Raw genomic sequence first — 24,975 nt, forward strand, 5'->3', positions numbered from 1 at the left:
ACAAAAAGCAGCTTTATACTGCTTTTTTAGCTTTTTGCACCGACATGTATTTCCCAAATAGTGGAGACTTAGATGTGTTGCTTGGCATAGGGATGAATTTGTGTGAAAATTGAGGAAGAAATTAATAAATTGGGAGACTTTAGAGGATGACAACTTCTGCAAATCAATCCAATCTTTTTATTCAATACGCAAGCCCTCTATACCACTTATCTAATTTGACTATGGCAGAGCAAAATGAAAAACTGGTATATCAAATAAAAGGAATCATGGATCGGGTCATTGAAAACAAAATCTATATTGCTTTTTGCGGACATTATTCTGCCGGAAAGTCTAGCTTAATCAACCAGCTCTTTGGGAAAAGCATTCTTCCTTCAAGTCCGATTCCAACAAGTGCAAACACCGTAAAAATGAAATTTGGCAACGAAGAAACAGCCGTCATTGAATATAAAAATGGGGAACAAATGGAGCAAAGCCCTCTTGATATGGAAGAGGTAAAGCGGCTTTGTAAAGATGGCCGGGAAGTTCAACAAGTCGAAATTCAGACACCATACCCGAATCAATTACCAAAAAATCTTGTCTTTTTTGATACCCCAGGGATAGACTCAACAGATGATGCTCACCAGCTTGCAACGGAGGGAATGCTTCACCTGGCTGACATTATTTTTTATATGGTTGACTATCACCATGTACAGTCCGATATTAATTTGCAATTTATTAAACAATTAAATGAACAGGGGAAAAGAGTTTGTCTCATTGTTAATCAAATTGACAAACATTCGGAAGAAGAAATACCGTTTCAGGTGTTTAAGGCTAGTACGGAAGCAGCGTTCAAGACAGGTGGTGCTCGATTAGAACGAATCTTCCATACTTCTCTAAAAATAAAAAATCATCCCTTTAGTGAGTGGAACGAATTTTATCAGTTTTTAATCGAAATTGACAGACAAAAAGAAGATTGGTTGAGTCATAGTTTTACTGTGACAATGGAACAATTAACCTCAGAATGGGAAAGGTTTGTCGATGATTTATTTGCGGATCAATTGACTGAAATTAACGCCAAAGTAAGCAGCCGCTTTGTTGAGGAAATCAAAAATAATGTAAAGAATCTCAAAGACCAAGCCTTTAAACTAGAACAAGCTGGGGAAACAGTAAAAAAGGATTTTCAGAGTGAACTTTCGAAAACACTTCATAATAGCTACCTGATGGATTTTAAAACACGTGAGCTAGCTCAAGACTTCTTAGAGTCCCTACAATCTGGGTTTAAAGTTGGCTTATTTTTTTCGAAAAAGAAGACAGAAGAGGAACAGCAGCTTCGTGAAAATCTATTCTATGTAAAAGTAAAAGAACAGGTTCAAACTCAATTTGAGTGGCACCTTAAACAGCTTGCCCTCGCCGCTGTGCAAAAGTTTTTGCCGCAATCTGCAGAGCTTGCAGCAAAAGCCCAGCAAATTCAAGTATGTGTTCCAAAATCTCTGCTTAAATCGATCTATAAGAGCGGTGCTTCCTTATCAGGGCAGTATCTGCTGCAATATTCAAGCGATCTGGAAAATGAGGTCAAAAAGATTGTTCAGCGTGAAGCAAGAGACTTTTTAGATCTGCTTCTCTTAACATTTGAAGAGGATATTCAGCTTGAAAAACAAAAGATTTCAGCAAACATTCAAGCAGCAGAAAACGAATTGATCTTGCTTAAACAAATCGAAGCGATTCAAGAGAAAAAGTCACAGATGATTTGGCGCTGGCAAAAACATTTGCAATCAACTGATGAATTGACCATAAAAGAGTGGGAGCTGCAGCTCCGCAATCTGAAATCCTGGCTATTACAAACCCGAGACAACCATGATAGCGGAGACATAATAATTGCTGAACCAGAGATCGATCCAAGTACTTCTGACGCTAATGCTTCAGACCAGAAAGAACAGAAAGACACCTTTATACAGAATGATACACGCCTATATTCTATTGCTGACGTATTTGCACAGTTACCTGCTTTGAATTCTGTGGCAGAGTCTATCAAAGAAAAAGCCAATAGACTAATTGCTCATACCTATACCGTAACACTGTTTGGGGCGTTCAGTGCAGGGAAATCTTCCTTTATAAACGGTTTATTGGGGACAAAGTTGTTGCCGTCTTCTCCGAATCCAATGACGGCTGCTTTGACTGAAATAAAGGCACCTGGCAAGAATCAAATTGACCGATCTTTAGCTGTCCACTATAAGACAGAAGCGGAAATGACAGAAGAAATAGCAGAAATGCTAAAAATTCAAGCAGACATGGGAATAGAAGAGATATGGAAACTGGCCGCAAGTCAAACGGCTGCAACATCGCATCCTTTTTTACAGGCTTTTGTTGATGGATATCCAAATGTTAAGGGGAAATGGGGACTTCAAGAAAACGGTACTCTCGATCAACTGCCGATTTTTGCAGCGAAGGAATCAGTTTCATGTTTTATCAAGAAAATCGAAGTATTTCTTGATCATCCGTATACAAACGCAGGAATGATATTAGTCGATACCCCAGGATCAGATTCCTTAAATACAAGGCATACAGGTGTAGCTTTTGAACATATTAAAAATTCCGATGCAATTATCTATGTTACTTATTATCACCATGCCTTTGGAAAAGCCGATCGCGAATTCCTGATTCAATTAGGAAGAGTAAAAGATACCTTTAGCCTTGATAAGATGTTTTTTATCGTTAATGCCGCAGATTTAGCCGAAACAGAAGAAGAGAAAACAGCAGTAGTAGATTATGTGAAGCAGCAGCTGCTTGGCTATGGACTAAGAAATCCGCGTCTTTTCCCTGTATCGAGTGTCAATCGTTTGGCTAACCAGATTGAGGATAAAGATAATCGATGGGATGGTTTCACTTCGTTTTTAAGCAATTTCCAACCGTTTGTTGAGCAGGACTTAAAACAAGTTACTCGAGAGGGTGCCTGGAAAGAAGTCAGTCGCGGTATACAAATGTTAGAATCCTTTGTTGGACTCCAGAATAAGGGAGAGCAAGAAAAAGAATTGATTCAGCAAGGTTATGCTGAAAAACAATCTATCATTCTAAAAAAGCTTAAAAATGATCGTTCTAAGGTGTATGAAAGCCGCCTTAAGCAAGAGTGTAATGAGCTTTTACACTATGTTGGAAAAAGAGTAGCTCTCCGCTCACGAGACTTTTTCAAGGAAACGTTTAATCCCTCACTGCTCCAGGATGGAAAAGGTTCGATTAAACCAAAACTACAGGAGTCGCTGGATGAATGGCTAGAGTTAATAGACTTTGATTACACACAAGAATTACGGGCAACCTCATTAAGATTGGAAAAATTTTCAAACAAACTCATCCAAGATTTTTATAAAGAGGTATGTAACGATATTAATGAAATACTTGATATTCCATTTTCTGAACAAAGTCAGCAAAAATGGGAAACACCTGTTTTTGATAGTTTAAAGTATATGCTGAAAGACATTTCTTTTCAGCCGGCTTTGCAATTATATAAGAATGCGAAAACCTTTTTTGAAAAAAATGAAAAAGAAAAAATGCTTGAAAAGCTATTAGAGATAATCGAGCCATTTACGGTAAACTATCAGAATGTACAGGAAGCCTTATTAATAGAGGCTTATGGATCTTTACTATTGGGCGCATTCGAACAGATGAGAGCCCACTTGAAAGATGAGACAGAAGCATTTATTTCCGGTCAAATTTCAGCTTTAAGCACAGATGAACCAGTTGCCTATGAAAGTCTTTTGAAGCAGGCGCAAAAACTTTTAGAAAAAGGGTGAGGTAACATGAATCAGGGGACAAATCGTTTTTTTATTGAGAGTGTTGAATTATTGAAAATGATTGAAAATCACGATGATTTGACGATTTTAGACTGCCGCTTTAATCTGCAAGAACGAAATGAAGGCAGAGAACTATTTGAAGAATCTCATATTCCCAACGCCCAATATGTCGACCTTGAAAAAGACTTATCAGGTGAGGTACAACTACATGGGGGCAGGCATCCGCTGCCATCCATTGGATTTTTAGAAAAAATGTTTCAAGAAAAGGGAGTTTCGCTCGAGACTCCCGTAGTGATTTATGATCAGGGAAAAGCCCCTGTTGCTGCCCGTTTGTTTTGGATACTCCGATTTTTAGGGCATTCTCAGGTTTTTGTATTACAAGGCGGATATAACAGCTGGCAGCACTCAAATTATCCAACTGAAAAAGGCCCAGCCAAAAAAGCACAAGGGAACTTTACTGCCCGTATCAATAAAGAAATGCTAGCATTATTTACCGATGTGAAAGAGATGATCGAAACGAAAAAAGGAAATTTGATCGATTCAAGAGAATATCAGCGCTATTTAGGTAATGAGGAGCCGATCGATAAGAAAGCGGGCCGGATTCCAACAGCCCTCCATTATTTTTGGGGAGATGTCTTTGAAGGGAACCGCTATAAAACAAAGGAACAGCTAATGCAGCATTTTCAGTCGCTTTCACCAGATGAGCCAATAACTGTTTATTGCGGAAGCGGGGTTACAGCTGCACCAAATGTTCTCGCCCTATTATCTTTAGGCTTTAAACATGTTAAACTGTATATTGGAAGTTTTAGTGACTGGATTTCATATGATGATTCACCGGTTGAGCTCGGGGAGTAGATAATAATTTGGAAAGAAGGGTCCAAAATTGGAAAAAGAACGATTATTAATAGTGGATGGAATGGCACTTCTTTTCCGTTCATTTTTTGCAACTTCTGTATTTAATCAGTTTTTAATTAATGAGCGCGGAATCCCAACCAATGCTGTTAGCGGATTAGTTAAACATCTTGATGCCGCGATCCGTCATTTCCAGCCTTCTCATATTTCGATCTGCTGGGACACGCCAAGCAAAACGTTCCGGCATGATCTATATGAAGAGTATAAAGGGAACCGTACGGCGCCTCCTGAAGAAATGGTTCCACAGTTTGACCTTGCCCAGTCGGTAACAGAGCAATTAGGCTTTCACAATATAAAAGTGGAAGGATTTGAAGCAGACGATTGCATTGGAGCTCTCGCTGCGATGTACCGCGGGCAGAGTGAAGTCCATATTGTATCAGGAGATAAGGATTTGCTTCAGCTGCTTCACGAGGGTGTTGAAGTTCACCTGCTGCAAAAAGGGGTAGGGTCGTACGACCGCTGGACAAAATCAAGATTTGAAGAAGAAATGGGACTAACGCCAGAGCAATGGGCAGAAGTAAAAGCATTTATGGGAGACCCTAGCGATGGGTATCCAGGCGTAAAAGGGATTGGGGAAAAAACAGCCCTTAAAATCATGACAACTTATGGATCGATTCAGGCAGTTTTAGACAATTTAGAGAATTTGACCCCTGCATGGCGTAAAAAAATTGAAGCAGATCAAAAACAGCTTCATTTATCTTTTGAACTGGCTAAAATTAATTGCGATGTTCCGCTTACTTGTTCTCTGGATGACCTGTATTGGCAACTAAATCATGAACAATGGAGAAAAACATTGGCCGATCATGATATAAGAGGATTACGGTCTTTACTTTTACAAATGGAAAAAGAAGAATATGCCGGATAATAAAGAGGGCTGTCCATATCCATTAATAAAGATATGGGGACAGCTCTCCTTTTGATTTAGCCCTGAAAATGCATCATTAAATTTTTGTATTTCGTTTTTTTGCCCGGTTTTCTAACTTGCTTTTTGGTTCATTCGAAAATTCTTGATCATAGCCTTGCGGATTAACACCGGATGCGGCTTTTCCCCGATTCTTATTGTGCTTCTTGCTCATGTTTCCACCTCCGTCTTTTTACTCTTTCCCAAACCACTTAGCTTTATCGATTATTGTCGAAAATACATCGCAATTCTCGCAAAAATCAAGTACAATGAAAGTATCATATGAATTGTTGGTGAGTTAAGGTGAGAACGGCTGGAGAGTACATTGCATTTTTACAATCAAAAGGGTTTAAGCTGGGGGAAGATGCAATCGCCTTTATTTTTTTTGGAAAGCAATTTGCGAAAGCCTCAGATCAGCTTGTAATTTGGGCGCTTGAATCGACTCTTAAAATGAAGCAATCCTTTGATGGAAGCTTCTATCTTCTGCTTCTTGAGCGACTCGTGGAGGAAAACATTCAGGATAAACGGGGGCTAGTGACATTTATGAAGGAAAACGGATTTTATGTTTAAAAAAAAAAGGTCCGCTGGAACCATTTTCAGGCCGGACCTTTTTTTTATGCATGGGAAGAAGGGGCTGACATTTCGCCTTTCTTCTTTGGTGTTGGAAGTTCAGAAAGTATCATGGATAAAAAGATAAACAGACAGCCGATAGCAGCTGCTGCCGAAAGACTTTCTTTTAAGACAATATAGGATGTTAAGGCAGCAAATATAGGTTCAAATGCAAAAATAATCGCTACTCTTGTAGCAGAGGTATATTTTTGGACATTTGTCTGAATAAAAAAAGCTAAGGATGTTGCAAGCAAGGCTGTTACCAATAAGGCGAGTATTACATCAAATTGAAAGATGAATGCAGGCTGAAATGCCTTTTGCCAGTCTTCTAATAATAAAGCTGTCAGTAAAGATAAAATGCCGACTGTCATGATTTGCACGATTGTAAGCAAGAACGCATCTAATTTAGCTGAAAATCGGCCGGTTACAATAATATGAAATGCAAATCCAAAGGCGCATATTAAGACTAGACTATCGCCAAAATTAAAGCTTCCGCCTCCTGTCATCGTCATCATGTATAGACCTGTCACCGAAAAGAGACAGGCAATCCATACAATCAATCGCGGTCTTTGCTTAAATAAGATTAATGAAGCAATCGGGACAAGGACGACACTAAGTCCTGTAATAAAGGCGGCTTTTGATGATGTAGTGTAGACTAACCCAATCGTCTGGAAACCATAGCCAATATATAAAAATAACCCCATAATAAACCCTGATAACAGAATCCCTCTTTTGTTTTTAATTGGCTTGTTTTTAAAAAGAAAAATAACCGGTATACCCATGATAATGGCAGCCAGTAAAAATCGAAGCGCATTGAATGTAAAGGGCGGTAAAAACGAAAGGGCATTTTGTACAATAACAAAGGTTGTTCCCCAAATAAAAGCAACGAATAGCAGCCAAATATCAGCTGTCATTTGTGTCTTATCCCGCATGATGATCTCCTCTTTCTGATTGACGAATCGCTTGCTTTGCTAAGCGATCTGCATTACTATTTTCTTTGCTTGGAATCCATTTTAAGAAACATAATGGATAATTAGATAGTTCGTCAAGGCAAGATTTTAGCAAAGGTTCGTAATTTTTATTTTTAACGAATCCTTTTTCTACCGCATTTGCAACGAGCTGGGAATCGGTCCGAATCGAAATAATGGCCTCTTTTTTCGGCAAACAAATTTGCAGGGCATGGTAAAGAGCCAAAAATTCTGCTTCATGATTGCTGATCGATCCTAGCGGAATCGAGTATTCTTCGACCGATTGGCCATCTTTTATAAAAATACCAGCTCCACTAGGTCCGGGATCTCCTTTACTTGCTCCATCTATGTAAACTTCAAGCATAGTAAGTACTCCTTTGACGAAAAACTATCTAATGGTGAAAACTTTATTGTTTCATTATACCTGTTCTCTGACTCCTTGAACATGGATGGTGTTTACTATTTTAATGTAAAACATAGTTCTTTATATATGAGTTACTCTAATAAGAGGATACGATACATAAAAGGAGATTTCGAAATGAATGTCAAAATACAATTTACCTACATTTCTAAAGAAAAAGTTGTATTTGAGTCTGAATGGCTGCCACTTGATAAAGCAAATAAGGTAATCAAGGATTTAAGTGAGACAAGCAGAATCAATGGGCTGCAAATCATAGATGAAAAAGGGATGGAGTGGACACCGAAGGAAGCAAGAAAGCTTCTAGAAATCTCGGCATCCGAACCGCATAATATTCGGCTCTTTTTTGATGCAAGCTTTGATAAGGACACGAGAGATACAGGTGTAGGTTATGTTTTGTATTATAATATCGGGGAAAAGGAAATCCGCTTAAGGAGAAGCAGAAAATTAACTAATATTGAGCACAGCTCTGAAGCTGAATATATTGCTTTATACCATGTATTTGATTTAATTGAAGAAGAGGAACTCGGGGGTTTGGATTGTATGATCTATGGCGATGCAAAAGGCGTCATCATGCAAATGATTGGTGAATGGCCATGCTTCGACGAAAATTTAAACCGATGGCTAGACCGGACAGAAGAGCGGGTAAAAAAACTGAAATTACAGCCTTCCTATCGTTACATTGACAGAAAACAAAATATAGAAGCTCACCGTTTATCAAAAAAAGGAATGGAAGGGATCGAGCAAGACAGCAAGCTGGAACGGAACGGGGAGGAGGAGCGCGAGTGAACAGAAAAACATTATTAAAGGAGTTAAACGATGTCGTCACGACTTATTGTGAAGGTTGTTTTGTTCATCAAACTCTTAAAAAAGAAAATGGAAAAAGATATGCTCATCGGTTTTGTATTTCGAAATGTACGGTGGGGGAAAAATTACAGGAATATGGAAAGAAGCTGCAGTAAATCTCAAAACGCAAGAGCCATCCTGTAACGAGAGATTCGGGCTGGAAACAGGAACCTCATTAATGGAGCGCGTTTTCTGTTTTTGGAGCGGGACTTGCTTAGATGGAGCGCGTTTTCTAATAGTTGGAGCAGGAATACCTTAATTTGAGCGAATTCTCCTAACTTTAGAGCGAAAACAATGTAATAGGTAGTCCCAATAAAAAGAGGCTGATTAGAAAATCAGCCTCTACTCATTTTTAAGTTGGATTTATAGTTTAACCACGTTTGCAGCTTGTGGTCCGCGATTTCCTTCAACAATTTCAAAAGAAACTTCTTGACCTTCTTCTAAGCTTTTGTAGCCGTCTCCTTGAATTGCAGTGAAGTGTACGAATACATCGTCTCCACCTTCAACTTCGATGAATCCAAAACCTTTTTCGTTGTTAAACCATTTTACTTTACCGTTTTGCATGTACTTTTAATCCTCCTAAAACAGAGCACTTGTCGTGCCGTTAAATAATTATCAATACACCAATAGCATTATGCCTGTTGGTATAATGATGATTTAACTATACACAATCCAAAGAAGGTAGTCAAGAAACGCAAGGATAAATTTTTTTGGAACAATTGGACAGGTTCGAAGCTTCATGGAAATAGATTCCTTTTATGGCTGCCTATAAGGTGTAGCAATAAAAAAATGTTGACATTGATCCCGTTTTGATTAGAATTTGCATTAAGGAAACTTTTATGTGCATATATAAAAAATATAGAAAAACCAAAAAAAAATGAACTAATCAAAAAAACGGGGCATATCATTAAGACAAATACATCAAAAAAGCAAATACGCCTGGATTATTTTTTTATAAAAAAGTTGTACGAAGGAAACTTTGTTAGAAGAGTGAAAGAGGAGGAGAACAGATGGATACAGCTATCCATGTTAAGGGGTTGTCTGTTTCGTATCATGGGGCAGAAGCAGTAAAAAACATTAGTTTTTCGGTAAAACACGGCAGTCTTGTTGGTCTCATAGGTCCAAATGGAGCTGGGAAATCAACGCTTCTAAAAGCATTGTTAAACTTAATCCCAATTGATGAGGGGGAAATTGTCATTAATGCTGGCTCTGTTAAGGAAAATAGGAAGTCGATTGCCTATGTTCCTCAAAGAAGTCAAATTGATTGGACCTTTCCCATAACCGTATTAGAAACTGTGCTGCTTGGCACCTACCCATCGATTGGCTTTTTTAAACGACCAAAAAAATTAGAAAAAGTATGGGCATCTGAATGTTTAAAAAGGGTTGGGTTAGAGCAGTACAGTATGAAGCAAATCGGTGAGCTTTCCGGGGGCCAGCAGCAAAGAGTTTTTTTAGCCAGAGCTCTTGCCCAAAAAGCGAATTATCTCTTTTTAGACGAACCGTTTGTGGGGATCGATATGTCAAGCGAAGCGACGATTATTGAGATTCTTAAGGAATTAAAGCAAACAGGCAAAACAATCATAGTCGTACACCACGATTTAAGTAAAGTCAGCGATTATTTTGATCAAGTTGTATTAATAAATAAAGAACTAATCGGCTTTGGCAAAAGTGACGGAATTTTACGTTCAGATATGCTGCAAAAAGCATACTCAAAGCAACTGCCATTTTTAAGCCAAATGGAGGTGAAGCTATAAATGGACTTTGTTGAAGCCGTTGTCCAATACGGGTTTTTGCAAAAGGCTTTACTAACATCAATCATGGTTGGAATTATTTGTGGCGTGATCGGATGCTTCATTATTTTACGAGGAATGGCTTTGATGGGAGATGCGATTTCTCATGCTGTTCTTCCTGGAGTGGCTTTTGCTTATATGATTGGTATTCATTTCTTTTTCGGGGCTGTTTTTTCAGGACTCTTAACCGCCATAGCGATTGGATTTGTTAGTCAAAACAGCAGAATAAAACATGATACTTCGATTGGAATTATGTTTACGGCTGCCTTTGCTTTAGGGATTATTCTCATTACCCTCTTAAAGAGCAGTACCGATTTATACCATATTTTATTTGGAAATGTATTAGCTGTTAAACCTTCGGATATGTGGACCACGCTCGGTATAGGAGCTTTTGTCCTAGTTTCAATTTTTGCCCTTTATAAGGAATTCCTGATTACTTCATTTGATCCGACAATCGCAAAAGCCTATGGTTTACCAGTTAAAGGCATCCATTATTTTTTATTAACATTACTTACACTTGTAACAGTCGCCTCATTGCAAACAGTTGGTATTGTATTGGTAGTTGCCATGCTGATAACACCGGCAGCCACTGCTTATCTTCTGACTAATCGGTTATCAGTGATGATCTTTCTTTCAGTTGCCATAGGAGTAACAGCTTCAATTGGAGGACTTTACTTTAGTTTTACGTATAATTTAGCTTCAGGTGCGACAATTGTTTTAGTATCGACGGTTTTGTTTCTGCTGGCGTTTTGCTTTTCGCCAAAACAGGGGATTATGTGGAGAATTTATCGCAAGAAAAAAATTGCATTTCAAAAATAGGAGGAGGAGTATACATGAAACGTGTGGGCAAACTAATGGTCGTCTCTCTCTTTTTGGCTGTGATCCTAACGGGCTGTAAGGGTAATACGGAAGCTGATTCTCAAGGTGAGGGTTCACAGATTCAGGTTGTAACGACGTATTCCATCTTGCACGATATCGTTCGTAATATTGGCGGAAACCTAGTAGAAATCCAAAGTTTAGTTCCAATCGGGGCTAATCCTCATGAGTATGATCCGCTCCCACTAGATATTCAAAAGACGGAGGATGCTGATATCGTGTTTTACAATGGATTAAACTTAGAGGAGGGTAATTCCTGGTTTGAAAAGCTAATTGAAACAGCTGGCAAAGGAGGAGAATCTGCCCCTGTTTTCAAATTAAGCGAAGGGGTTGAACCGCTTTATTTATCCTCGGAAGGCAATGAAGGAGAAGAAGATCCCCACGCTTGGCTTGATATCCGTAATGGAATTAAGTATGCCGAAAACGCAAGAGATGCCCTAATAAAAATTGACCCTGAACACGCAGCGGACTACAGTGAGAATGCAGAAAAATATATTTCTAAGCTGGAATCCTTGCATGATGAGGTAATTGAAAAATTCAGCCAAATACCAAAGGACAAACGATTTTTAGTAACGAGTGAAGGTGCGTTTAAATATTTTGGTACAGCTTACGATTTCCATGCAGGTTATATATGGGAGATTAATGCCGAAAATCAGGGAACCCCTGATCAAGTCACGCAAATTGTAGAGTTGATTAAAGAAAAGAATATTCATGTACTATTTGTAGAAACCAGTATTGACTCACGCAGTATGGAAATGGTATCAGCTGAAACGGGAGTTCCGATTGGAGGCAAATTGTTTACAGATTCTCTTGGTGAAGAAGGGGAACCTGGAGATTCCTATATCGGGATGATGGAATGGAATATAAATATGATTTTTGAGCAATTAATGGCTAAAGCTGAATAGTTCACAAAGGCAAGGTCCGGGTTGGTTCCTTGGCATGGTTGCTACATCCCTATTGATATAGTAAACTTTAGAGATGACTATATTATTTGAATATGTTGGGGGTTAAGGGATGCCAACGCCAAGTATGGAAGATTATATTGAGCAAATTTATTTACTCATAGAGCAAAAAGGATACGCTAGAGTATCGGACATAGCGGATTCGTTATCTGTTCATCCCTCCTCTGTAACCAAAATGGTCCAAAAACTCGATAAAGACGGATATTTAGTCTATGAGAAGTATCGTGGTTTAATATTAACCCCAAAAGGAAAAAAACTCGGTAAACGACTGGTTGAACGCCACGAATTGCTTGAACAATTCCTGAGGCTGATTGGCGTGAAGGAGGAACATATTTATAGTGATGTTGAAGGGATTGAACATCATTTAAGCTGGAATTCCATCGACCGGATTGGAGATGTGATCCAGTTTTTTGAAGAGGATGAAAAGAGGCAGCAACAGTTAAAACTGATTCAAGAATCATCAGATCAAAATTAAAAAGACAAAGGTCAACTCTTACTTTATTCTAGTAGAAGAGTTGACCTTTTATTATTCTAGAGACTGAAATAACAATTAAAATGGCGGCAGCTCATTCATTAAGCCATTATCCATATTAATTGCGTGAATTCTAGGCAGTGATTGATGACTGGGAATCAGATCATAGCCAGATAGTAATCCGTCTTCAATTTCCTGAACAGCTTTTCGGTAAGAAATTATTCTTCCTGAACTGGTTTGAAAGTTCATTATTTCACCAAATGCATTTTTTTGAACTCCGACTAAGTATTCGACTTCCACTATAAAAACCCTCTCTTTAACTAATATCATTGGTGCAAAATATAAAACAATATCATTATTTTTCCCATCATTTGTTATATTTATAAGAAATAATAGTTAAAGAGGTGTATTATGGCATTTAATTGGCAGGATGAATCACAATTAAAATGGAATGATATGGCTGAATATTGGAATCAAACAAGCGAATCAATGTGGGAAAAGGGAAGCAGAAAAGATATTATTCCTTTCATAAAAGGATTTGTACCTCCAGGACGTTCCATTTGTGATTTAGGATGTGGAGATGGATATGGCTCCCTTTTATTGGCAAAGCATGGATATTCCGTTGTCGGAATTGATTTGGCCAAAGAAATGATTGAAAAGGCAAAACAGCGAATAATAGAAGATAATATACGTTTTATTCAAGGGTCTATGACAGAAACCCCATTTGCAGATGAAGAATTTGATGGTGTCATGGCTATTAACTCAGTGGAGTGGAATGAATCTCCTCTTCTAGCATTAAAGGAGATGGCTAGAATCACAAAAACAAATGGATTTGCATGTGTTGGAATTCTTGGTCCGACGGCAGCGCCAAGAGTTAACAGCTACGACCGTCTCTACGGGAAGCCGGCTGTGTGTCATACGGTTATGCCTTGGGAATTCTCGCAGCTTGCGAAAGAAAATGGCTGGGAACTAGCAGGGAATCTTCCGGTATATAAAAGAGAAGTCAAAAGTGAATTGGCTGATCCGCTTCCTCTATTACTCAAACAGGCACTTTCTTTTATGTGGGTAGTTATGTTGAAGAAGATAAACTAAAAGGAGTCATAACATGTTTGATCCGACTGCATTTGAAAATATAAAAGTAGTGTTCGAAGGAGCTATATACGATTTTGACCTAGAAGGAAATATAACAGTAGTTGACAGAAACGATCAGTTTAATCTTTCCAAGCTCTCGCGCCATTTTGATATAACCTTTTCTTTACAAAATACACTCCACCCGTCGAAAGCTAAAATATCTCTTGCAACAGACGACTTGTATAAAGAAATTAAGCTGAATGAAACGACTGTTGGGTGTAACATTGAAATCACCTTTTATGTATCTTCCCATTATCAAAATGATTTCTCGTTTATGGAACAGATCTATAAAATTTGGGAAGGACAAGAAATCGATCTCATTAAGCGAGAGTCCTTAATCAATTACCAAAGTGAATACCTAGTAATGATTGGATTTGGCAGAAAAATAACAGAAGACCAAGTCGATGATTTAGTAGCTATCGTCGAACATTGCATAGCAACGCTTGAGCGACTTTAATGTTCAAAATTTTCTTTACATAAAGGAATCATCACCGCTACTATTAATATGGTAGCAGGTAACTTCTTACTTTTAGGGAAGAAGGTAACAAAGGGGGATAAACTTTTATGTTAAAAACAAGCCAGTTTGAAATGGTGGAATATAGTGAAAAATACGCTGCCCAAGTAGCCGAGATGTGGAACGAAAGCAGAGACAGCTGGGGCGGCGATCAAACAGTAAAAACAGCAGAGAGTATTCGGTACAGTCAAGAGAGCTCTGGAAATATTACGACTTTCTTAGTCTTAGATGGTGAAAAAGTCGTTGGCTATTGCGGTCTTTCTGAATATCGGGATGATACAGGCGCACTTTATATCCCTCTATTAAACGTTCATCCATCATATCATGGAAAAAGATTAGGCAAACTGCTCGTATTAAAAGCGATTGAAAAAACAATCGAATTAGGATGGCCGCGGCTGGATTTATATACGTGGCCAGGAAATACAAAAGCTGTGCCGCTCTATAAAAAATGCGGTTTTTTCTGGGAGGATAGAGATAATACGACTCATTTAATCAATTTTATCCCTTCACTTATTCATCATCCTTTATGTAAGGAATTCTTTGCAAAAAACGATTGGTACCAATCATCGGTACGGACAATCGAGGTGAAGCCAGATGGCCGAAAAGAAAATGGCTTTACGTATTATGCATATGATTTTAGAGGGGATAATGATGAGTATCTGCAATGTGAATTTGAATTAACGGGCCGTACGTTAAGAGCGATTCATACTAATGATTTATCGATTGAACTGAACTTGCCTTCCCACGAATTAATTGAAGGAGAGCAGTATGAGGCAAAGCTTTGTATTATAAATAAAAATGACGTTCCTATTACAGTACAGGCTGCATCCTATTCCAATGAAAGAGTCGAAATCTCTTATTCAGAAAAGACAGAAATTCTAGGCGGGGAAAATATTTTGACTTTACCATTTGCAGTCAGACAAACTGAATTTGGCGAACCGGCAAAAGGAAAAACCCATCCTCTATTTAAAATCGAGCTTTCAGTTAACGGGTTCAGTTTTCCTATAGGTGTCGGCATTAGACCAAAATCTCCTGCCAAATGTCAATTATTCCTTAAAAATCAATTTGCTAAAGCAGGAAGCAGCCAAACGATTTATGCTGAAATTGAAAGTTTTCTAGATTATGATACTACGATTGAAATAGAACCTGTTCTAGATGAACATTTAGAATTTCCTGCTGTTCCGATAAACGCACAATTAGAAAGGAAAGGAATAACAGTAGTAGAAATTCCTTGTATCGTGAAGAAACCTGGTTTACATAGCGGTAAATGGGTGATTCATACAAATAAAGAAAACGGGGAAAGAAATACTTTTACAAAGCTGCAAACGCTTTGGATTCCTGGCATTCATGTGAATGGATTTGGCGAGACCGATGAAGAGTGGACGATTGTCAACGGATTTACAAAAGTGACTTTGCAAAAAGAAAACAATCTAGTCAATGTCCATAGAATTGGGCAAAAGCAAGGGTTTACTCATTTTCGCTTTCCTCAGGTAGGAAAACCTTATTCAAACGAGTTATCAAAGCTAAAAGCAGAGGTTATTGTACAACAAACGGAAAATGTGATTACTTTACAAGCGAAGTATCCTTTATCCTCTCATCCGGGGCTGGAGTTTTACTCGATCTTTTCTTTGCATACAGAGGGATTGCTAGAGTACCAGATAAAAATCGTAAATAGCGGAGAAGTGACATATAAAAATTTATATGTTAATCAAAACTTCCATCATCAATTAAAACATACAGTTCTGCCTCTAGGGAACGAGATTGTAAAGTTTACCGAACCGAAGGAAACAGAATATGCAAATATAGACAGTAAAAAGATCACAGAGTCTTGGATGTATACTGAATATCATCCCTACCATTACGGAATTTCTTGGCCAAAATCGGCAAATGTATTTATAACAGGCTGGTTCTTTTATGTTGAACAATCTATAATGCACCTTGCACCAAATCAGACAAAGGACTTTGAACCAATAGTTCTGGCGGCGGGAACATTCCAAAGCTGGCAAGATTTTAGAAGTTTCACAATCGGAGAGGACTTTACAGATGATGAAAAGTATATAGAAGATTTTCTGCTAGAGACTCACAATAAAAATCCTATTGTCAAAGATGCTACAGTTTCCGTTACGCTTGCTTCGAAAAGGATCCTGTCTGTTTCTGGTTCCGGCGAAATTTCTATAAATGGGGAAAAGGCAGTTCATCAGCTTTTCGAGAGGCAAAGGAATCTTCAAACCAATTTTCATATCGGAACAGATAAACTAAACCCGGGGCTCGTCTATCTAGAAGGTTCCTTTATTTCCGAGAGCCGGAAATTAAGACAAGAACTATACATACTCTCACTTGATCCAATGCAAAATGTCGAGATTGAATATGTGGAAGATCAAGGTCTAAATTCAATGAAAGCAAGTAATGGATTTTTTGAATGGAGAGCAGCTTCCTCATTTTTCCCTGGCCTGTACTCTTTAAAGCTTCAAAATCGTGAATGGCTGGATTCGTCATATCCTGCACTTGTGCCGAAACAGTGGTGGAATCCATGGAGTGGCGGTATCTATCATATGGTAGCTGGAATATCAAGCTATTCACTGGCCAGGGAGACTACTAAAGTAGAAAAAACGACTTTAATCGACTCAGGAGAAAATAAATGGACTGGGCTGAAAATAACAACAAAAATTGAAAATCATCCTCAATGGAAGGGGCTAGAACTAAATCAATATTTTGTCAGTCTCGCTGGTGCACCAGTTCTGGCTGCATTTTCAAGTTTAATGCATCCTGCAAGAGTAATCGATGAATTGTCCATTACACAAACGGCAAATTTTCTCACTGCGAATGAGTTGCCAACCATTTATTATGATCAAAACGGATTAGAGTGTACGTATAGTGGCGGAGTAGATGAGCAGATCATTTCTCAAGCCGACAATTTATACTGTGACCGATTACAGCTTAATAACAAGATTCATTCACTTCAGTTTTTAGATCCAGTACAGGACAGCGAATGGTACTTAAACCGGGAAGTTACGCAAAGAGAAGTCAGTCAAAAAGTATCAGCATTGCCTGGCCGCAAAGTTTTTACGAACCCTCATTTTTATATAAGTCATTCGCATCCGATTTTAAAAAAATCGTTGCGTTTGTTTAGGCTATTATCGTTTAAGGAAGTGTAAGGATGAAAATTATTGATGCTCATATTCACTTTTCGGATATAAAATCATTTAAAGAAACGGCAGTCCATAAAAGCGGTGTAGACTATAGCGGGAAAGGAATTCAAAAAGAATTTGAAGAAGCGGGTGTGATTTTAGGGATTGGGATGGGTTTAACCGAGACAGATGGTCTCGGTTTTCCTGACCCAGAAGCAAAGACACCGATGGGCCTTGATTTAGAAACATCGCTTCCGCATAATATTGTCGCCTGTCTAGGCATTAATCCGTATACCCTAAATAAAAAGACAATAGAGAACATAGAAGCAGAAATCCAAAAGGCTGAGATTGTAGGATTCAAAATTTATCTAGGCTATTATCCTTTTTACGCCTATGACGAAATCTATCAGCCTATTTATCAATTAGCTGCAGCCTATCAGCTTCCTGTTGTTTACCATACGGGTGATACATATTCAGACCGGGGATTATTAAAGTATTCGCATCCTTTGACCATTGATGAAGTCGCTGTAAACAATCGAAAGGTGAATTTTATGATGGCTCATTTAGGAGACCCATGGGTGCTGACTGCAGCGGAAGTGATCAATAAAAATCCAAATGTATACGCAGATTTATCGGGATGGGTCGTTGGCACAGAAACCGATTTAGACAGACACAAACAAGGACGTTTTCTTGACCATATCCGCCACGCACTTTCCTATTGTGAGCACCATGAGAAGCTCCTATTTGGTACAGATTGGCCGCTTGTTCCCGTTAAGCCATATATTGAATTCATTGGAGACCTTATTTCGGAAAAATATCATGAGGATATCTTTTATAATACAGCAGTACAGTTATTTCCAAAATTAAAACCTTTTTTATAGGCTGTTTTCTCAAAGATTGTTGCTACCTGAATATATTTTTTAAACTGTAGTGGAATGGAGCGGAAGACACTTGACTCCTGCGGGAAAAAGAGGAAAGGTCGAGACCCCGCAGGCAAAGCCGAGGAGGCTCGACTTCCTCCCCGGGGAATCTTGTGTCTGGAGTGAAATGGAACGAACATGTTTGCTTCCATAAAAAACAACAAATTATTCGAAAACAGCCTTTTTATAAAATAAATAACAGCACGATTTGGGGCAAGGAGGAATCCGAATTTGAAAAAAATAGCTTGGGTAACAGACAGTACGGCATTTTTAGATGAGGAATTGAAGAAGGATCCGGATTTATATGTTTTGCCGATGACCATTTATATGGATGAGAAAGAATATCAAGATGGAATTGATTTAACACCAGAACAGTTCTATGCAATGCTGGAAACAACCTCAACAATTCCAAAAACCTCACAACCCTCTGTAGGTGTGTTTCAAAATTTATATGAGCAATTATCGCAAAGCTACGATGCCATAATTTCCATTCATATTTCTGAAAAATTAAGTGGTACGGTTTCATCCAGCAGACAGGCGGCTCAATTAACCAGTATTCCAGTCTATACGATTGATTCAGAAATATTAACATATCCACTGACAAGATTAATTAAGTACGGTAAAGATCTTTTGGCAAATGGGCATGAATTGGAGGAGGCTGTTGCAAAGATTAATGACATGAAAAAATATGGGGATACGTATGTAATTGTCGGAAGTCTTGAACAGCTTCATCGCAGCGGACGTTTAAAAGGATTATCTTTTTATTTAGGGAGTATCCTTGATGTAAAACCGATTATCCAAATTAAAGACGGGGCTTTGCAAATAAAAGAGAAGGTCAGAGGTGCAAAAAAAGCCAAACAGGCGTTGACCCACTATTTGAAAGCAGCATATGAACAGAATCCTATAGAAGAAGCCTACATTTTTTATGGATTAGACGATAGCGAAGCCAGTTTGTGGATAAAAACATTATCCGAGCTATTTCCCAAAACAACTTTTTCAGCCTATCCTTTAGGTGCTGTGATTGGGGTCCATGCTGGCAAAGATACTTTAGGGATCAGCTGGTTTGCTCAATACGAATATTGAGCGGAGGATTTAATGACTATGAATGACATTTCACTTTTAGAGCAAAAAATAAAGAATCTGTTTTTAAATGAAGGCACCGGACATGATTGGTTTCATATTGATCGGGTGAGAAGAATGGCGTTGCATATCTGTGAACAGGAGGGCGGGGATCAGGCAATTGTAGAAGCAGCTGCGCTTTTGCATGACGTTCCCGATGAAAAATTAAACCGTTCCAAAGAAGAAGGGATTGCGAAAATGTATACTCTGCTTGATGAACTCCCTTTTTCAAATGAGGAAAAAAGCGAAATTGCCGATATCGTATTACATATTTCATTTAAGGGCGGTAACGAGACAAAGCTTTCAAATCTGAATGCTAAAATTGTGCGGGATGCCGATCGGTTAGATGCCATCGGTGCGATTGGTATTGCCAGAACGTTTGCTTATGGAGGAAGTATAGGAAACCCTATATTCATTCCGGATTATAAGGTTCGAGACCAGATGACAGAAGAAGAGTATCGAAACCAGCCATCATCTGTTATCCATCACTTTTATGAAAAATTACTGAAACTGAAAGACCTGATGACAACGGATACAGGGAAAATGCTAGCAAACGAAAAGCATGAATTTATGGAAACCTTTTTAAAGCAATTTTTTCATGAATGGAATAAAGGTGCGGGCATGGAACAAGAAACACCTAAAAAAGTATGGTAAACTAACGGTAGAATAAAAAATAGAAGGAGTGTTCACAAAAATGAACATTCAATCGATTGAACCAACACCAAGCCCTAATACAATGAAAATTATTTTAGATCAGGAACTTCCGCCAGGAAAAAGCACAAATTATAAAAAAGAGCAAATCGAAGAGGCGCCTTCATTTATTAAAGAAATTTTAAATATTGAAGGAGTAAAAGGGGTTTATCACGTTGCTGACTTTATAGCGGTGGAACGAAATGCAAAGTACGATTGGCAGCAGATTCTTCCGCTAGTCAGAAAAGCATTTGGGGAAAGTTCCGAAAAAACGGGTCCAACTAATCAAGCAGATGAACACTTTGGCGAGGTCTCTGCCCACGTTCTTATGTTTAAAGGCATTCCTGTTCAAATAAAATTAAACGATGGCAATGAGGAAAAACGATTTCAGCTGCCAGATGAATATGTCAAGGCGATGACTAAAGCTCAGCTGGAAGGCGAAAACTATGTTTTCCTCAGAAAGTGGAAGGATCTCGGCATAAGATATGGAGATATGGATGTTATAGCTAATGAGATTACAGAGGAATTAAAAGCCGCATACCCACCCGAACGCCTTAATGAGCTGGTTCAAGCAGCGCAAAACCCAAATGTGCAAGAAAAGGTAATGAAAAAAGAGAAAAAGAAACTGACACCGGAAATGCTTGATCATGAAGATTGGCGCAAAAGATATCAAGCATTAGAACAGATGGGTGATCCAACGATGGAAGATATCCCAGTCCTGGATAAAGCATTAGAAGATGAAAAAGCTTCTATAAGAAGACTCGCCGTTGTATATTTAGGAATGATCGAGGATAAAAGGGTATTGCCGTTATTATTTCAAGGCTTAAAAGATCAGTCTGTGGCAGTCAGAAGAACAGCAGGTGACTGTTTGTCTGATTTGGGCTTTAAAGAAGCCAGTGAAGAAATGCAAAGAGCGTTAAAAGATAAATCTAAGCTTGTCCGCTGGAGAGCAGCTATGTTTTTATACGAAGAAGGGGATGAATCGGCTCTTCCTGCATTAAAAGAGGCTGAAAATGATCCGGAATTTGAAGTTGCTCTGCAAATCAAAATGGCGATTGAAAGAATTGAAGGCGGAGAAGAAGCTAAAGGGTCTGTTTGGAAGCAAATGACTGAAGCAAGAAAACAATAGGAAGGGTGCATCACTATGTCAATGGCATATGAAGATTACATGAAAGAAGTAGTGAAACCAATGAGACAAGAGCTTGCAGACGCAGGCTTTAAAGAATTAAAAACGGCGGAAGAAGTAGAAAGCTTTATGGAATCTGTTGAGGGAACAACTTTAGTAGTGATTAACTCTGTATGCGGTTGTGCAGCCGGGTTAGCAAGACCGGCAGCTGTTCAGGCAACGGCACATACGGACAAAAAGCCTGACCATTTAGTTACAGTATTCGCCGGTCAAGACCGTGAAGCAACCGCAAAAATGAGAGAGTATCTTGCTGATTTTCCGCCATCTTCCCCATCAATGGCAATTTTCGATGGCAAAGAGGTCATGCAATTTATTCCTAGAGAAGAAATTGAAGATCATAATGTTGAAGTAATCTACGAGAACATTTTAACAGCTTTTCAAAATTACTGTTAAGTTATAAGGTGGGGAAAAAGTTCCTCGCCTTCTATTTTTTAGGAGGGTCTCAGTTTGACTGCATATATTTCCACTAATCTTCGCCCAAATGAAAAAATACTGCTAAAAACAAAACAAATCGCAAGTCAGCTAAATCTTCCCCTTATTGAGAGAGGTAAACGATCGATTGCAAGTCTGCAGCAGGAAACAATGAGTGAGATTTTAATTATCGGCAAAGAAAGAATGGAACTTTATCCATACGGCAGTCTTGTACCAATTTTCTTTCATCCAAGTTCTGCGATGTTTCGCATCAAGCGGCTAGAGAGGGGAGAACCTGATCCGTTCATCGATGTATCCCTTTTATCAAAAGGAGACTCTATATTAGATTGTACGTTAGGATTAGGTTCTGATAGTCTTGTGGCAGCTTATCAGGTTGGAGAAATGGGTACTGTTTTAGGGATTGAGGAAAATCAGCTGCTTTTTTTTCTGGTAAAAGAAGGATTTAAAAGCTGGCTGACAGAATATATTCCTTTACAGCAAGCATTAAGAAGGGTAAGGGCAGAAAACGCCTCTTATTTGACATACCTAAGCCAATTGCCTTCTAAAAGTTTTGATTGTGTTTATTTTGATCCCATGTTCGATTCGACGATTGAAGAGGCGGAAGTTATGCGAAATTGGGAAAAAGCAGCTCAATTTTCTGAGCTTGGCCAATCAGCAATTGAACAGGCAGTGAGAGTAGCCAAGAAACGAGTGGTTTTAAAGGCCCATTATAGAAGTCCTTTATTTAAGGAGCTAGGCTTTACCCAAATTGTCCGGAGGTCTGCCAAATTTCATTTTGGCTTTATCGATATTAAGGATGTTAAGTAAAAAGACTGACGCAAACGTCAGCCTTAGTCCGTAATTTCTAAATAGACAAAATACACAATTAAAACTAAGCTGGAAGCAAAGATGAGTGTGGAAAACGACATACTGAGGGTCACTCCTTTTATGTATTTACCTTGTTATAGTATATCAGCAAAGTGATGAAAAACATACACAAATCAATAATTTTGAAACCTATCCAAATAGAATTCGTATATAATTAAATAATAGACTAATAGACAGACAGTTTAATTAGTTTTTGATATTTAAGAGATTGTGTGGTGATCTAGCTTGAAATTAAACTGGAAGAAGATATTTGTCGTTCTCGTTTCAACTTTAACCTTTGGACTTGTTACTCCTACCTATGCCTATGATTTGGATCATGGCTCAATCGATAAGGGAAAAAAGCCGGATTTAGAAGAAACCGATAAAATAGATCACTCTGCTGTCCCGGTTTTTCAGGAATCACCGATAAGTCAGTTAGTAAGACAGAGTAAGAAAGTTTCTTATTATAAATTTGGTGACAGGATTGGACCTGTGATAAAAGATGAATTTCAAACCTTTATTTTTCCCAAAATAGAAGAGGTCCTTTATGATCTCTCGGATGAGCTGGGAAACGACAAGGTATTGCAATTAAAAATCTCGGAACAGCCTGGCAAAGGAACCAGTGAAAAAATGTTTCATGTGATTGATTCTGAAACCAATAAGGATCTTGTTCGTTTTCACGTAAGGAGAGATCACCCTCCTGGAGAAGGGTATTGGTTCAATTTTCATTACCATACGAATGAAGATAATTTCGAATCACATTATGACTTAGGTTCCATTTATTGGGACACAAACACACCGCCAAACTGGATGTCAGAACCGAAGAACAATATTTTTCATTAAAAAGATAAAAGTGTATACTAAATTTGGTGAAACCTTATTATGTTTTAAACCGTAATAAAAACATACTATTCTTATAGGAGGTATACATAATGGCAATAAGTTTAGCAAAAGGTCAAAAAGTTGATTTGACTAAGTCAAATCCTGGATTGCAAAAGGTGGTAATCGGATTAGGCTGGGATGTCAACAAATATGATGGCGGACACTCATTTGATTTGGATTCTTCTGTTTTCCTGCTAAATGCCGAGGGTAGAGTAAATAGTGATTCTGACTTTGTATTTTATAATAACCTTCAAGGCGGAAATGGTTCGGTTGTACATACAGGTGATAACCGGACTGGTGAAGGCGGAGGCGACGATGAGCAAATTAAAGTTAATTTATCCGCTGTACCGCAATCAATTGAAAGAATTTCTTTTTGTATAACGATTCATGATGGTGAGGCTAAAAATCAAAACTTTGGTCAGGTTTCGAACTCTTATGTTCGCGTTTTAAACGAAGAAACCAATGAAGAATTAATTCGTTATGATCTTGGAGAAGACTTCTCAATTGAAACAGCTATTGTTGTTGGGGAATTATATCGTCATAATGGTGAATGGAAATTTAGTGCAGTAGGAAGCGGTTTCCAAGGCGGGCTGGCTTCATTAGCTACCAACTTTGGTCTGCAGGTGCAATAATAGTGGCTCATCGCATGTGCGTGACCCATCGCACATGCGTTCTTTTTGATTTACGATTCAGCAATATGGAGGGACATTAATGGGATTTTGGGAAAGTTTTATACATACCTATTCACAATTTTTTAATTGGGACATGTGGGTTCAGGTGATGACAGACCCTGTAGCATGGGGATTAATCGGTACATTAGTGATTATGGAAGGGTTATTGTCTGCCGATAACGCTCTTGTACTCGCTGTTATGGTTAAGCATCTTCCTGGAAAGCAAAAGAAAAAGGCATTGTTCTATGGTTTACTGGGAGCTTACCTTTTCCGGTTTATTGCGATTGGTGCCGGCGTATTCTTAATCCAAATTACATGGGTTAAATTTATCGGTGCTGCTTACTTAGCTTGGTTATCCATTAAGTATTTTATCGATAAACGCAGAGAAGCGAAACAAGGCGAGCATGAAGATGAGGAAATGAAAGGTTTAAGTAAAGGCAGCATTTTTGTTCGACTTTTTGGTCAGTTTTGGGGAACCGTTGCTGCTGTTGAAGTAATGGATATTGCTTTTAGTGTGGACAGTATTTTAGCTGCCCTGGCAATCAGTGATCAAATCTGGGTTCTGCTTGTAGGCGGTATGCTGGGAATCCTTATGATGCGTGGAGTAGCAGGTATTTTCTTAAAACTGATCGAGCGGGTTCCAGAACTCGAAACAACCGCTTATGTCATTATCCTGTTCATTGCTATTAAAATGGCAGGCTCAGAATTCGGACTGCATATTGACCACGCATTATTCTTTACATTTATCGTTGTCGCATTTGCAGTAACATTCTTAGTTAACTATATCCGTACGAAACGACAAGCGGCTCAGCAAAAGGATGCATAAGTAAAACAACATATGACTGATCATAGTTGTTCGATTACATGAATCCTGTAATTGGCAACATAAGCATACTCCTTTACCGTTGCCAATTTATATTTATTAGGAGCAAAAGGGA

27 protein-coding genes are annotated in these 24,975 nt (G+C 38.5%); 22 read left to right on the forward strand and 5 right to left on the reverse strand.

The genetic code is table 11. The features are described 5' to 3' along the window. The first annotated feature begins 146 nt into the window (after positions 1-146). The 3 genes from CRO56_RS05430 to CRO56_RS05440 are packed head-to-tail and all read left to right on the forward strand — an operon-like array spanning position 147 to position 5,541. The gene (locus tag CRO56_RS05430) at positions 147-3,764 is read left to right on the forward strand and encodes a dynamin family protein (protein ID WP_097157596.1); all 3,618 of its coding nucleotides are present in this window, start codon (positions 147-149) and stop codon (positions 3,762-3,764) included. Positions 3,765-3,770: 6 nt separating this feature from the next. Continuing rightward, positions 3,771-4,619 carry a sulfurtransferase gene (locus CRO56_RS05435; RefSeq protein WP_097157597.1) on the forward strand — a complete coding sequence of 283 codons (849 nt, stop codon included), beginning with the start codon at positions 3,771-3,773 and terminating at the stop codon, positions 4,617-4,619. Positions 4,620-4,647: 28 nt separating this feature from the next. After that, positions 4,648-5,541: a 5'-3' exonuclease gene (locus tag CRO56_RS05440; RefSeq protein ID WP_245855600.1), complete on the forward strand. Its 894-nt coding sequence runs from the start codon at positions 4,648-4,650 to the stop codon at positions 5,539-5,541. Between the two features lie 76 nt (positions 5,542-5,617). On the opposite strand, the gene sspL is transcribed toward CRO56_RS05440, so the two are convergent. Next, positions 5,618-5,752, reverse strand: a complete 135-nt coding sequence (gene sspL / locus CRO56_RS05445) for a small, acid-soluble spore protein L (RefSeq protein ID WP_097157598.1) — start codon at positions 5,750-5,752, stop codon at positions 5,618-5,620. A gap of 128 nt (positions 5,753-5,880) precedes the next feature. On the opposite strand from sspL, the gene CRO56_RS05450 reads away from it, so the two are divergent. After that, positions 5,881-6,147, forward strand: a complete 267-nt coding sequence (locus CRO56_RS05450) for a DUF6123 family protein (protein WP_097157599.1) — start codon at positions 5,881-5,883, stop codon at positions 6,145-6,147. A gap of 44 nt (positions 6,148-6,191) precedes the next feature. Here the strand turns inward: CRO56_RS05450 and CRO56_RS05455 are convergent, their stop codons facing one another. Both CRO56_RS05455 and CRO56_RS05460 read right to left on the reverse strand, forming a co-directional pair. Then, positions 6,192-7,118, reverse strand: coding sequence for a DMT family transporter (locus CRO56_RS05455; protein ID WP_097157600.1), 927 nt, complete (start codon positions 7,116-7,118; stop codon positions 6,192-6,194). Next, the gene (locus CRO56_RS05460; protein WP_097157601.1) at positions 7,108-7,518 is read right to left on the reverse strand and encodes an RNase H family protein; all 411 of its coding nucleotides are present in this window, start codon (positions 7,516-7,518) and stop codon (positions 7,108-7,110) included. Before CRO56_RS05460 ends, CRO56_RS05455 begins: the two co-directional genes overlap by 11 nt. Positions 7,519-7,692: 174 nt before the next feature. On the opposite strand from CRO56_RS05460, the gene CRO56_RS05465 reads away from it, so the two are divergent. Together CRO56_RS05465 and CRO56_RS05470 are read left to right on the forward strand one after the other, a co-directional pair. Continuing rightward, a complete protein-coding gene (locus CRO56_RS05465) occupies positions 7,693-8,361 on the forward strand; it encodes a reverse transcriptase-like protein (RefSeq protein ID WP_179714183.1) in 669 nt (222 codons plus the stop codon). Beyond that, on the forward strand, positions 8,358-8,534 hold the full coding sequence (locus tag CRO56_RS05470) for a zinc-finger domain-containing protein (RefSeq protein WP_097157603.1): 177 nt from the start codon (positions 8,358-8,360) through the stop codon (positions 8,532-8,534). The genes CRO56_RS05465 and CRO56_RS05470 overlap by 4 nt, the downstream gene beginning before the upstream one ends. 247 nt (positions 8,535-8,781) lie before the next feature. On the opposite strand, the gene cspD is transcribed toward CRO56_RS05470, so the two are convergent. Then, positions 8,782-8,982 carry a cold-shock protein CspD gene (gene cspD, locus CRO56_RS05475; RefSeq protein ID WP_097157604.1) on the reverse strand — a complete coding sequence of 67 codons (201 nt, stop codon included), beginning with the start codon at positions 8,980-8,982 and terminating at the stop codon, positions 8,782-8,784. Between the two features lie 446 nt (positions 8,983-9,428). On the opposite strand from cspD, the gene CRO56_RS05480 reads away from it, so the two are divergent. The 4 genes from CRO56_RS05480 to mntR all read left to right on the forward strand — a co-directional run bounded on the left by CRO56_RS05480 (position 9,429) and on the right by mntR (position 12,521). Beyond that, the gene (locus CRO56_RS05480; RefSeq protein WP_097157605.1) at positions 9,429-10,172 is read left to right on the forward strand and encodes a metal ABC transporter ATP-binding protein; all 744 of its coding nucleotides are present in this window, start codon (positions 9,429-9,431) and stop codon (positions 10,170-10,172) included. Further along, complete coding sequence (locus tag CRO56_RS05485) at positions 10,173-11,027, forward strand: metal ABC transporter permease (RefSeq protein WP_097157606.1); 855 nt, start codon at positions 10,173-10,175, stop codon at positions 11,025-11,027. A gap of 14 nt (positions 11,028-11,041) precedes the next feature. Further along, positions 11,042-11,989, forward strand: coding sequence for a metal ABC transporter substrate-binding protein (locus CRO56_RS05490; RefSeq protein ID WP_097157607.1), 948 nt, complete (start codon positions 11,042-11,044; stop codon positions 11,987-11,989). Between the two features lie 109 nt (positions 11,990-12,098). Then, complete coding sequence (mntR, locus tag CRO56_RS05495; RefSeq protein ID WP_097157608.1) at positions 12,099-12,521, forward strand: transcriptional regulator MntR; 423 nt, start codon at positions 12,099-12,101, stop codon at positions 12,519-12,521. A 75-nt stretch (positions 12,522-12,596) separates the two neighbouring features. On the opposite strand, the gene CRO56_RS05500 is transcribed toward mntR, so the two are convergent. Then, positions 12,597-12,818: a DUF3892 domain-containing protein gene (locus CRO56_RS05500; protein ID WP_097157609.1), complete on the reverse strand. Its 222-nt coding sequence runs from the start codon at positions 12,816-12,818 to the stop codon at positions 12,597-12,599. Positions 12,819-12,926: 108 nt separating this feature from the next. Between CRO56_RS05500 and CRO56_RS05505 the strand changes: the two genes are divergently transcribed. From CRO56_RS05505 to CRO56_RS05560, 12 genes are all read left to right on the forward strand, one after another. Then, on the forward strand, positions 12,927-13,610 hold the full coding sequence (locus CRO56_RS05505) for a class I SAM-dependent methyltransferase (RefSeq protein WP_097157610.1): 684 nt from the start codon (positions 12,927-12,929) through the stop codon (positions 13,608-13,610). Positions 13,611-13,623: 13 nt separating this feature from the next. Then, positions 13,624-14,106: a hypothetical protein gene (locus CRO56_RS05510; protein WP_097157611.1), complete on the forward strand. Its 483-nt coding sequence runs from the start codon at positions 13,624-13,626 to the stop codon at positions 14,104-14,106. A gap of 107 nt (positions 14,107-14,213) precedes the next feature. Then, positions 14,214-17,318, forward strand: coding sequence for a GNAT family N-acetyltransferase (locus CRO56_RS05515; RefSeq protein ID WP_097157612.1), 3,105 nt, complete (start codon positions 14,214-14,216; stop codon positions 17,316-17,318). Positions 17,319-17,320: 2 nt separating this feature from the next. Beyond that, a complete protein-coding gene (locus CRO56_RS05520) occupies positions 17,321-18,172 on the forward strand; it encodes an amidohydrolase family protein (protein WP_097157613.1) in 852 nt (283 codons plus the stop codon). Between the two features lie 270 nt (positions 18,173-18,442). Continuing rightward, the gene (locus CRO56_RS05525; RefSeq protein WP_097157614.1) at positions 18,443-19,294 is read left to right on the forward strand and encodes a DegV family protein; all 852 of its coding nucleotides are present in this window, start codon (positions 18,443-18,445) and stop codon (positions 19,292-19,294) included. Positions 19,295-19,312: 18 nt separating this feature from the next. After that, the gene (locus tag CRO56_RS05530) at positions 19,313-19,984 is read left to right on the forward strand and encodes an HD domain-containing protein (protein WP_425427174.1); all 672 of its coding nucleotides are present in this window, start codon (positions 19,313-19,315) and stop codon (positions 19,982-19,984) included. A gap of 40 nt (positions 19,985-20,024) precedes the next feature. Continuing rightward, a complete protein-coding gene (locus CRO56_RS05535) occupies positions 20,025-21,149 on the forward strand; it encodes a conserved virulence factor C family protein (protein ID WP_097157616.1) in 1,125 nt (374 codons plus the stop codon). Between the two features lie 15 nt (positions 21,150-21,164). Beyond that, positions 21,165-21,599: a BrxA/BrxB family bacilliredoxin gene (locus CRO56_RS05540; protein ID WP_097157617.1), complete on the forward strand. Its 435-nt coding sequence runs from the start codon at positions 21,165-21,167 to the stop codon at positions 21,597-21,599. A gap of 54 nt (positions 21,600-21,653) precedes the next feature. Continuing rightward, positions 21,654-22,445: a class I SAM-dependent methyltransferase gene (locus CRO56_RS05545; protein ID WP_097157618.1), complete on the forward strand. Its 792-nt coding sequence runs from the start codon at positions 21,654-21,656 to the stop codon at positions 22,443-22,445. A 285-nt stretch (positions 22,446-22,730) separates the two neighbouring features. Further along, entirely contained in the window at positions 22,731-23,327 is a 597-nt protein-coding gene (locus tag CRO56_RS05550) for a YpjP family protein (protein ID WP_097157619.1), read from the forward strand. A gap of 89 nt (positions 23,328-23,416) precedes the next feature. After that, positions 23,417-23,998: a TerD family protein gene (locus CRO56_RS05555; RefSeq protein WP_097157620.1), complete on the forward strand. Its 582-nt coding sequence runs from the start codon at positions 23,417-23,419 to the stop codon at positions 23,996-23,998. Positions 23,999-24,077: 79 nt separating this feature from the next. Continuing rightward, positions 24,078-24,863, forward strand: coding sequence for a TerC family protein (locus CRO56_RS05560; RefSeq protein ID WP_097157621.1), 786 nt, complete (start codon positions 24,078-24,080; stop codon positions 24,861-24,863). Positions 24,864-24,975 lie beyond the last annotated feature (112 nt).

The sequence above is a fragment of the Bacillus oleivorans genome, assembly GCF_900207585.1.
GTDB lineage: Bacteria > Bacillota > Bacilli > Bacillales > JC228 > Bacillus_BF > Bacillus_BF oleivorans.

Excerpts from the sequence above, each read along its gene's own strand:
- CRO56_RS05430 (WP_097157596.1), top strand. The coding sequence starts at position 147 with ATGACAACTTCTGCAAATCAATCCAATCTTTTTATTCAATACGCAAGC.
- CRO56_RS05435 (WP_097157597.1), top strand. The coding sequence starts at position 3,771 with ATGAATCAGGGGACAAATCGTTTTTTTATTGAGAGTGTTGAATTATTG.
- sspL (WP_097157598.1), bottom strand. The coding sequence starts at position 5,752 with ATGAGCAAGAAGCACAATAAGAATCGGGGAAAAGCCGCATCCGGTGTT.
- CRO56_RS05455 (WP_097157600.1), bottom strand. The coding sequence starts at position 7,118 with ATGCGGGATAAGACACAAATGACAGCTGATATTTGGCTGCTATTCGTT.
- CRO56_RS05460 (WP_097157601.1), bottom strand. The coding sequence starts at position 7,518 with ATGCTTGAAGTTTACATAGATGGAGCAAGTAAAGGAGATCCCGGACCT.
- CRO56_RS05465 (WP_179714183.1), top strand. The coding sequence starts at position 7,693 with ATGAATGTCAAAATACAATTTACCTACATTTCTAAAGAAAAAGTTGTA.
- cspD (WP_097157604.1), bottom strand. The coding sequence starts at position 8,982 with ATGCAAAACGGTAAAGTAAAATGGTTTAACAACGAAAAAGGTTTTGGA.
- CRO56_RS05480 (WP_097157605.1), top strand. The coding sequence starts at position 9,429 with ATGGATACAGCTATCCATGTTAAGGGGTTGTCTGTTTCGTATCATGGG.
- CRO56_RS05485 (WP_097157606.1), top strand. The coding sequence starts at position 10,173 with ATGGACTTTGTTGAAGCCGTTGTCCAATACGGGTTTTTGCAAAAGGCT.
- CRO56_RS05490 (WP_097157607.1), top strand. The coding sequence starts at position 11,042 with ATGAAACGTGTGGGCAAACTAATGGTCGTCTCTCTCTTTTTGGCTGTG.
- mntR (WP_097157608.1), top strand. The coding sequence starts at position 12,099 with ATGCCAACGCCAAGTATGGAAGATTATATTGAGCAAATTTATTTACTC.
- CRO56_RS05510 (WP_097157611.1), top strand. The coding sequence starts at position 13,624 with ATGTTTGATCCGACTGCATTTGAAAATATAAAAGTAGTGTTCGAAGGA.
- CRO56_RS05515 (WP_097157612.1), top strand. The coding sequence starts at position 14,214 with ATGTTAAAAACAAGCCAGTTTGAAATGGTGGAATATAGTGAAAAATAC.
- CRO56_RS05520 (WP_097157613.1), top strand. The coding sequence starts at position 17,321 with ATGAAAATTATTGATGCTCATATTCACTTTTCGGATATAAAATCATTT.
- CRO56_RS05530 (WP_425427174.1), top strand. The coding sequence starts at position 19,313 with ATGAATGACATTTCACTTTTAGAGCAAAAAATAAAGAATCTGTTTTTA.
- CRO56_RS05535 (WP_097157616.1), top strand. The coding sequence starts at position 20,025 with ATGAACATTCAATCGATTGAACCAACACCAAGCCCTAATACAATGAAA.
- CRO56_RS05540 (WP_097157617.1), top strand. The coding sequence starts at position 21,165 with ATGTCAATGGCATATGAAGATTACATGAAAGAAGTAGTGAAACCAATG.
- CRO56_RS05555 (WP_097157620.1), top strand. The coding sequence starts at position 23,417 with ATGGCAATAAGTTTAGCAAAAGGTCAAAAAGTTGATTTGACTAAGTCA.
- CRO56_RS05560 (WP_097157621.1), top strand. The coding sequence starts at position 24,078 with ATGGGATTTTGGGAAAGTTTTATACATACCTATTCACAATTTTTTAAT.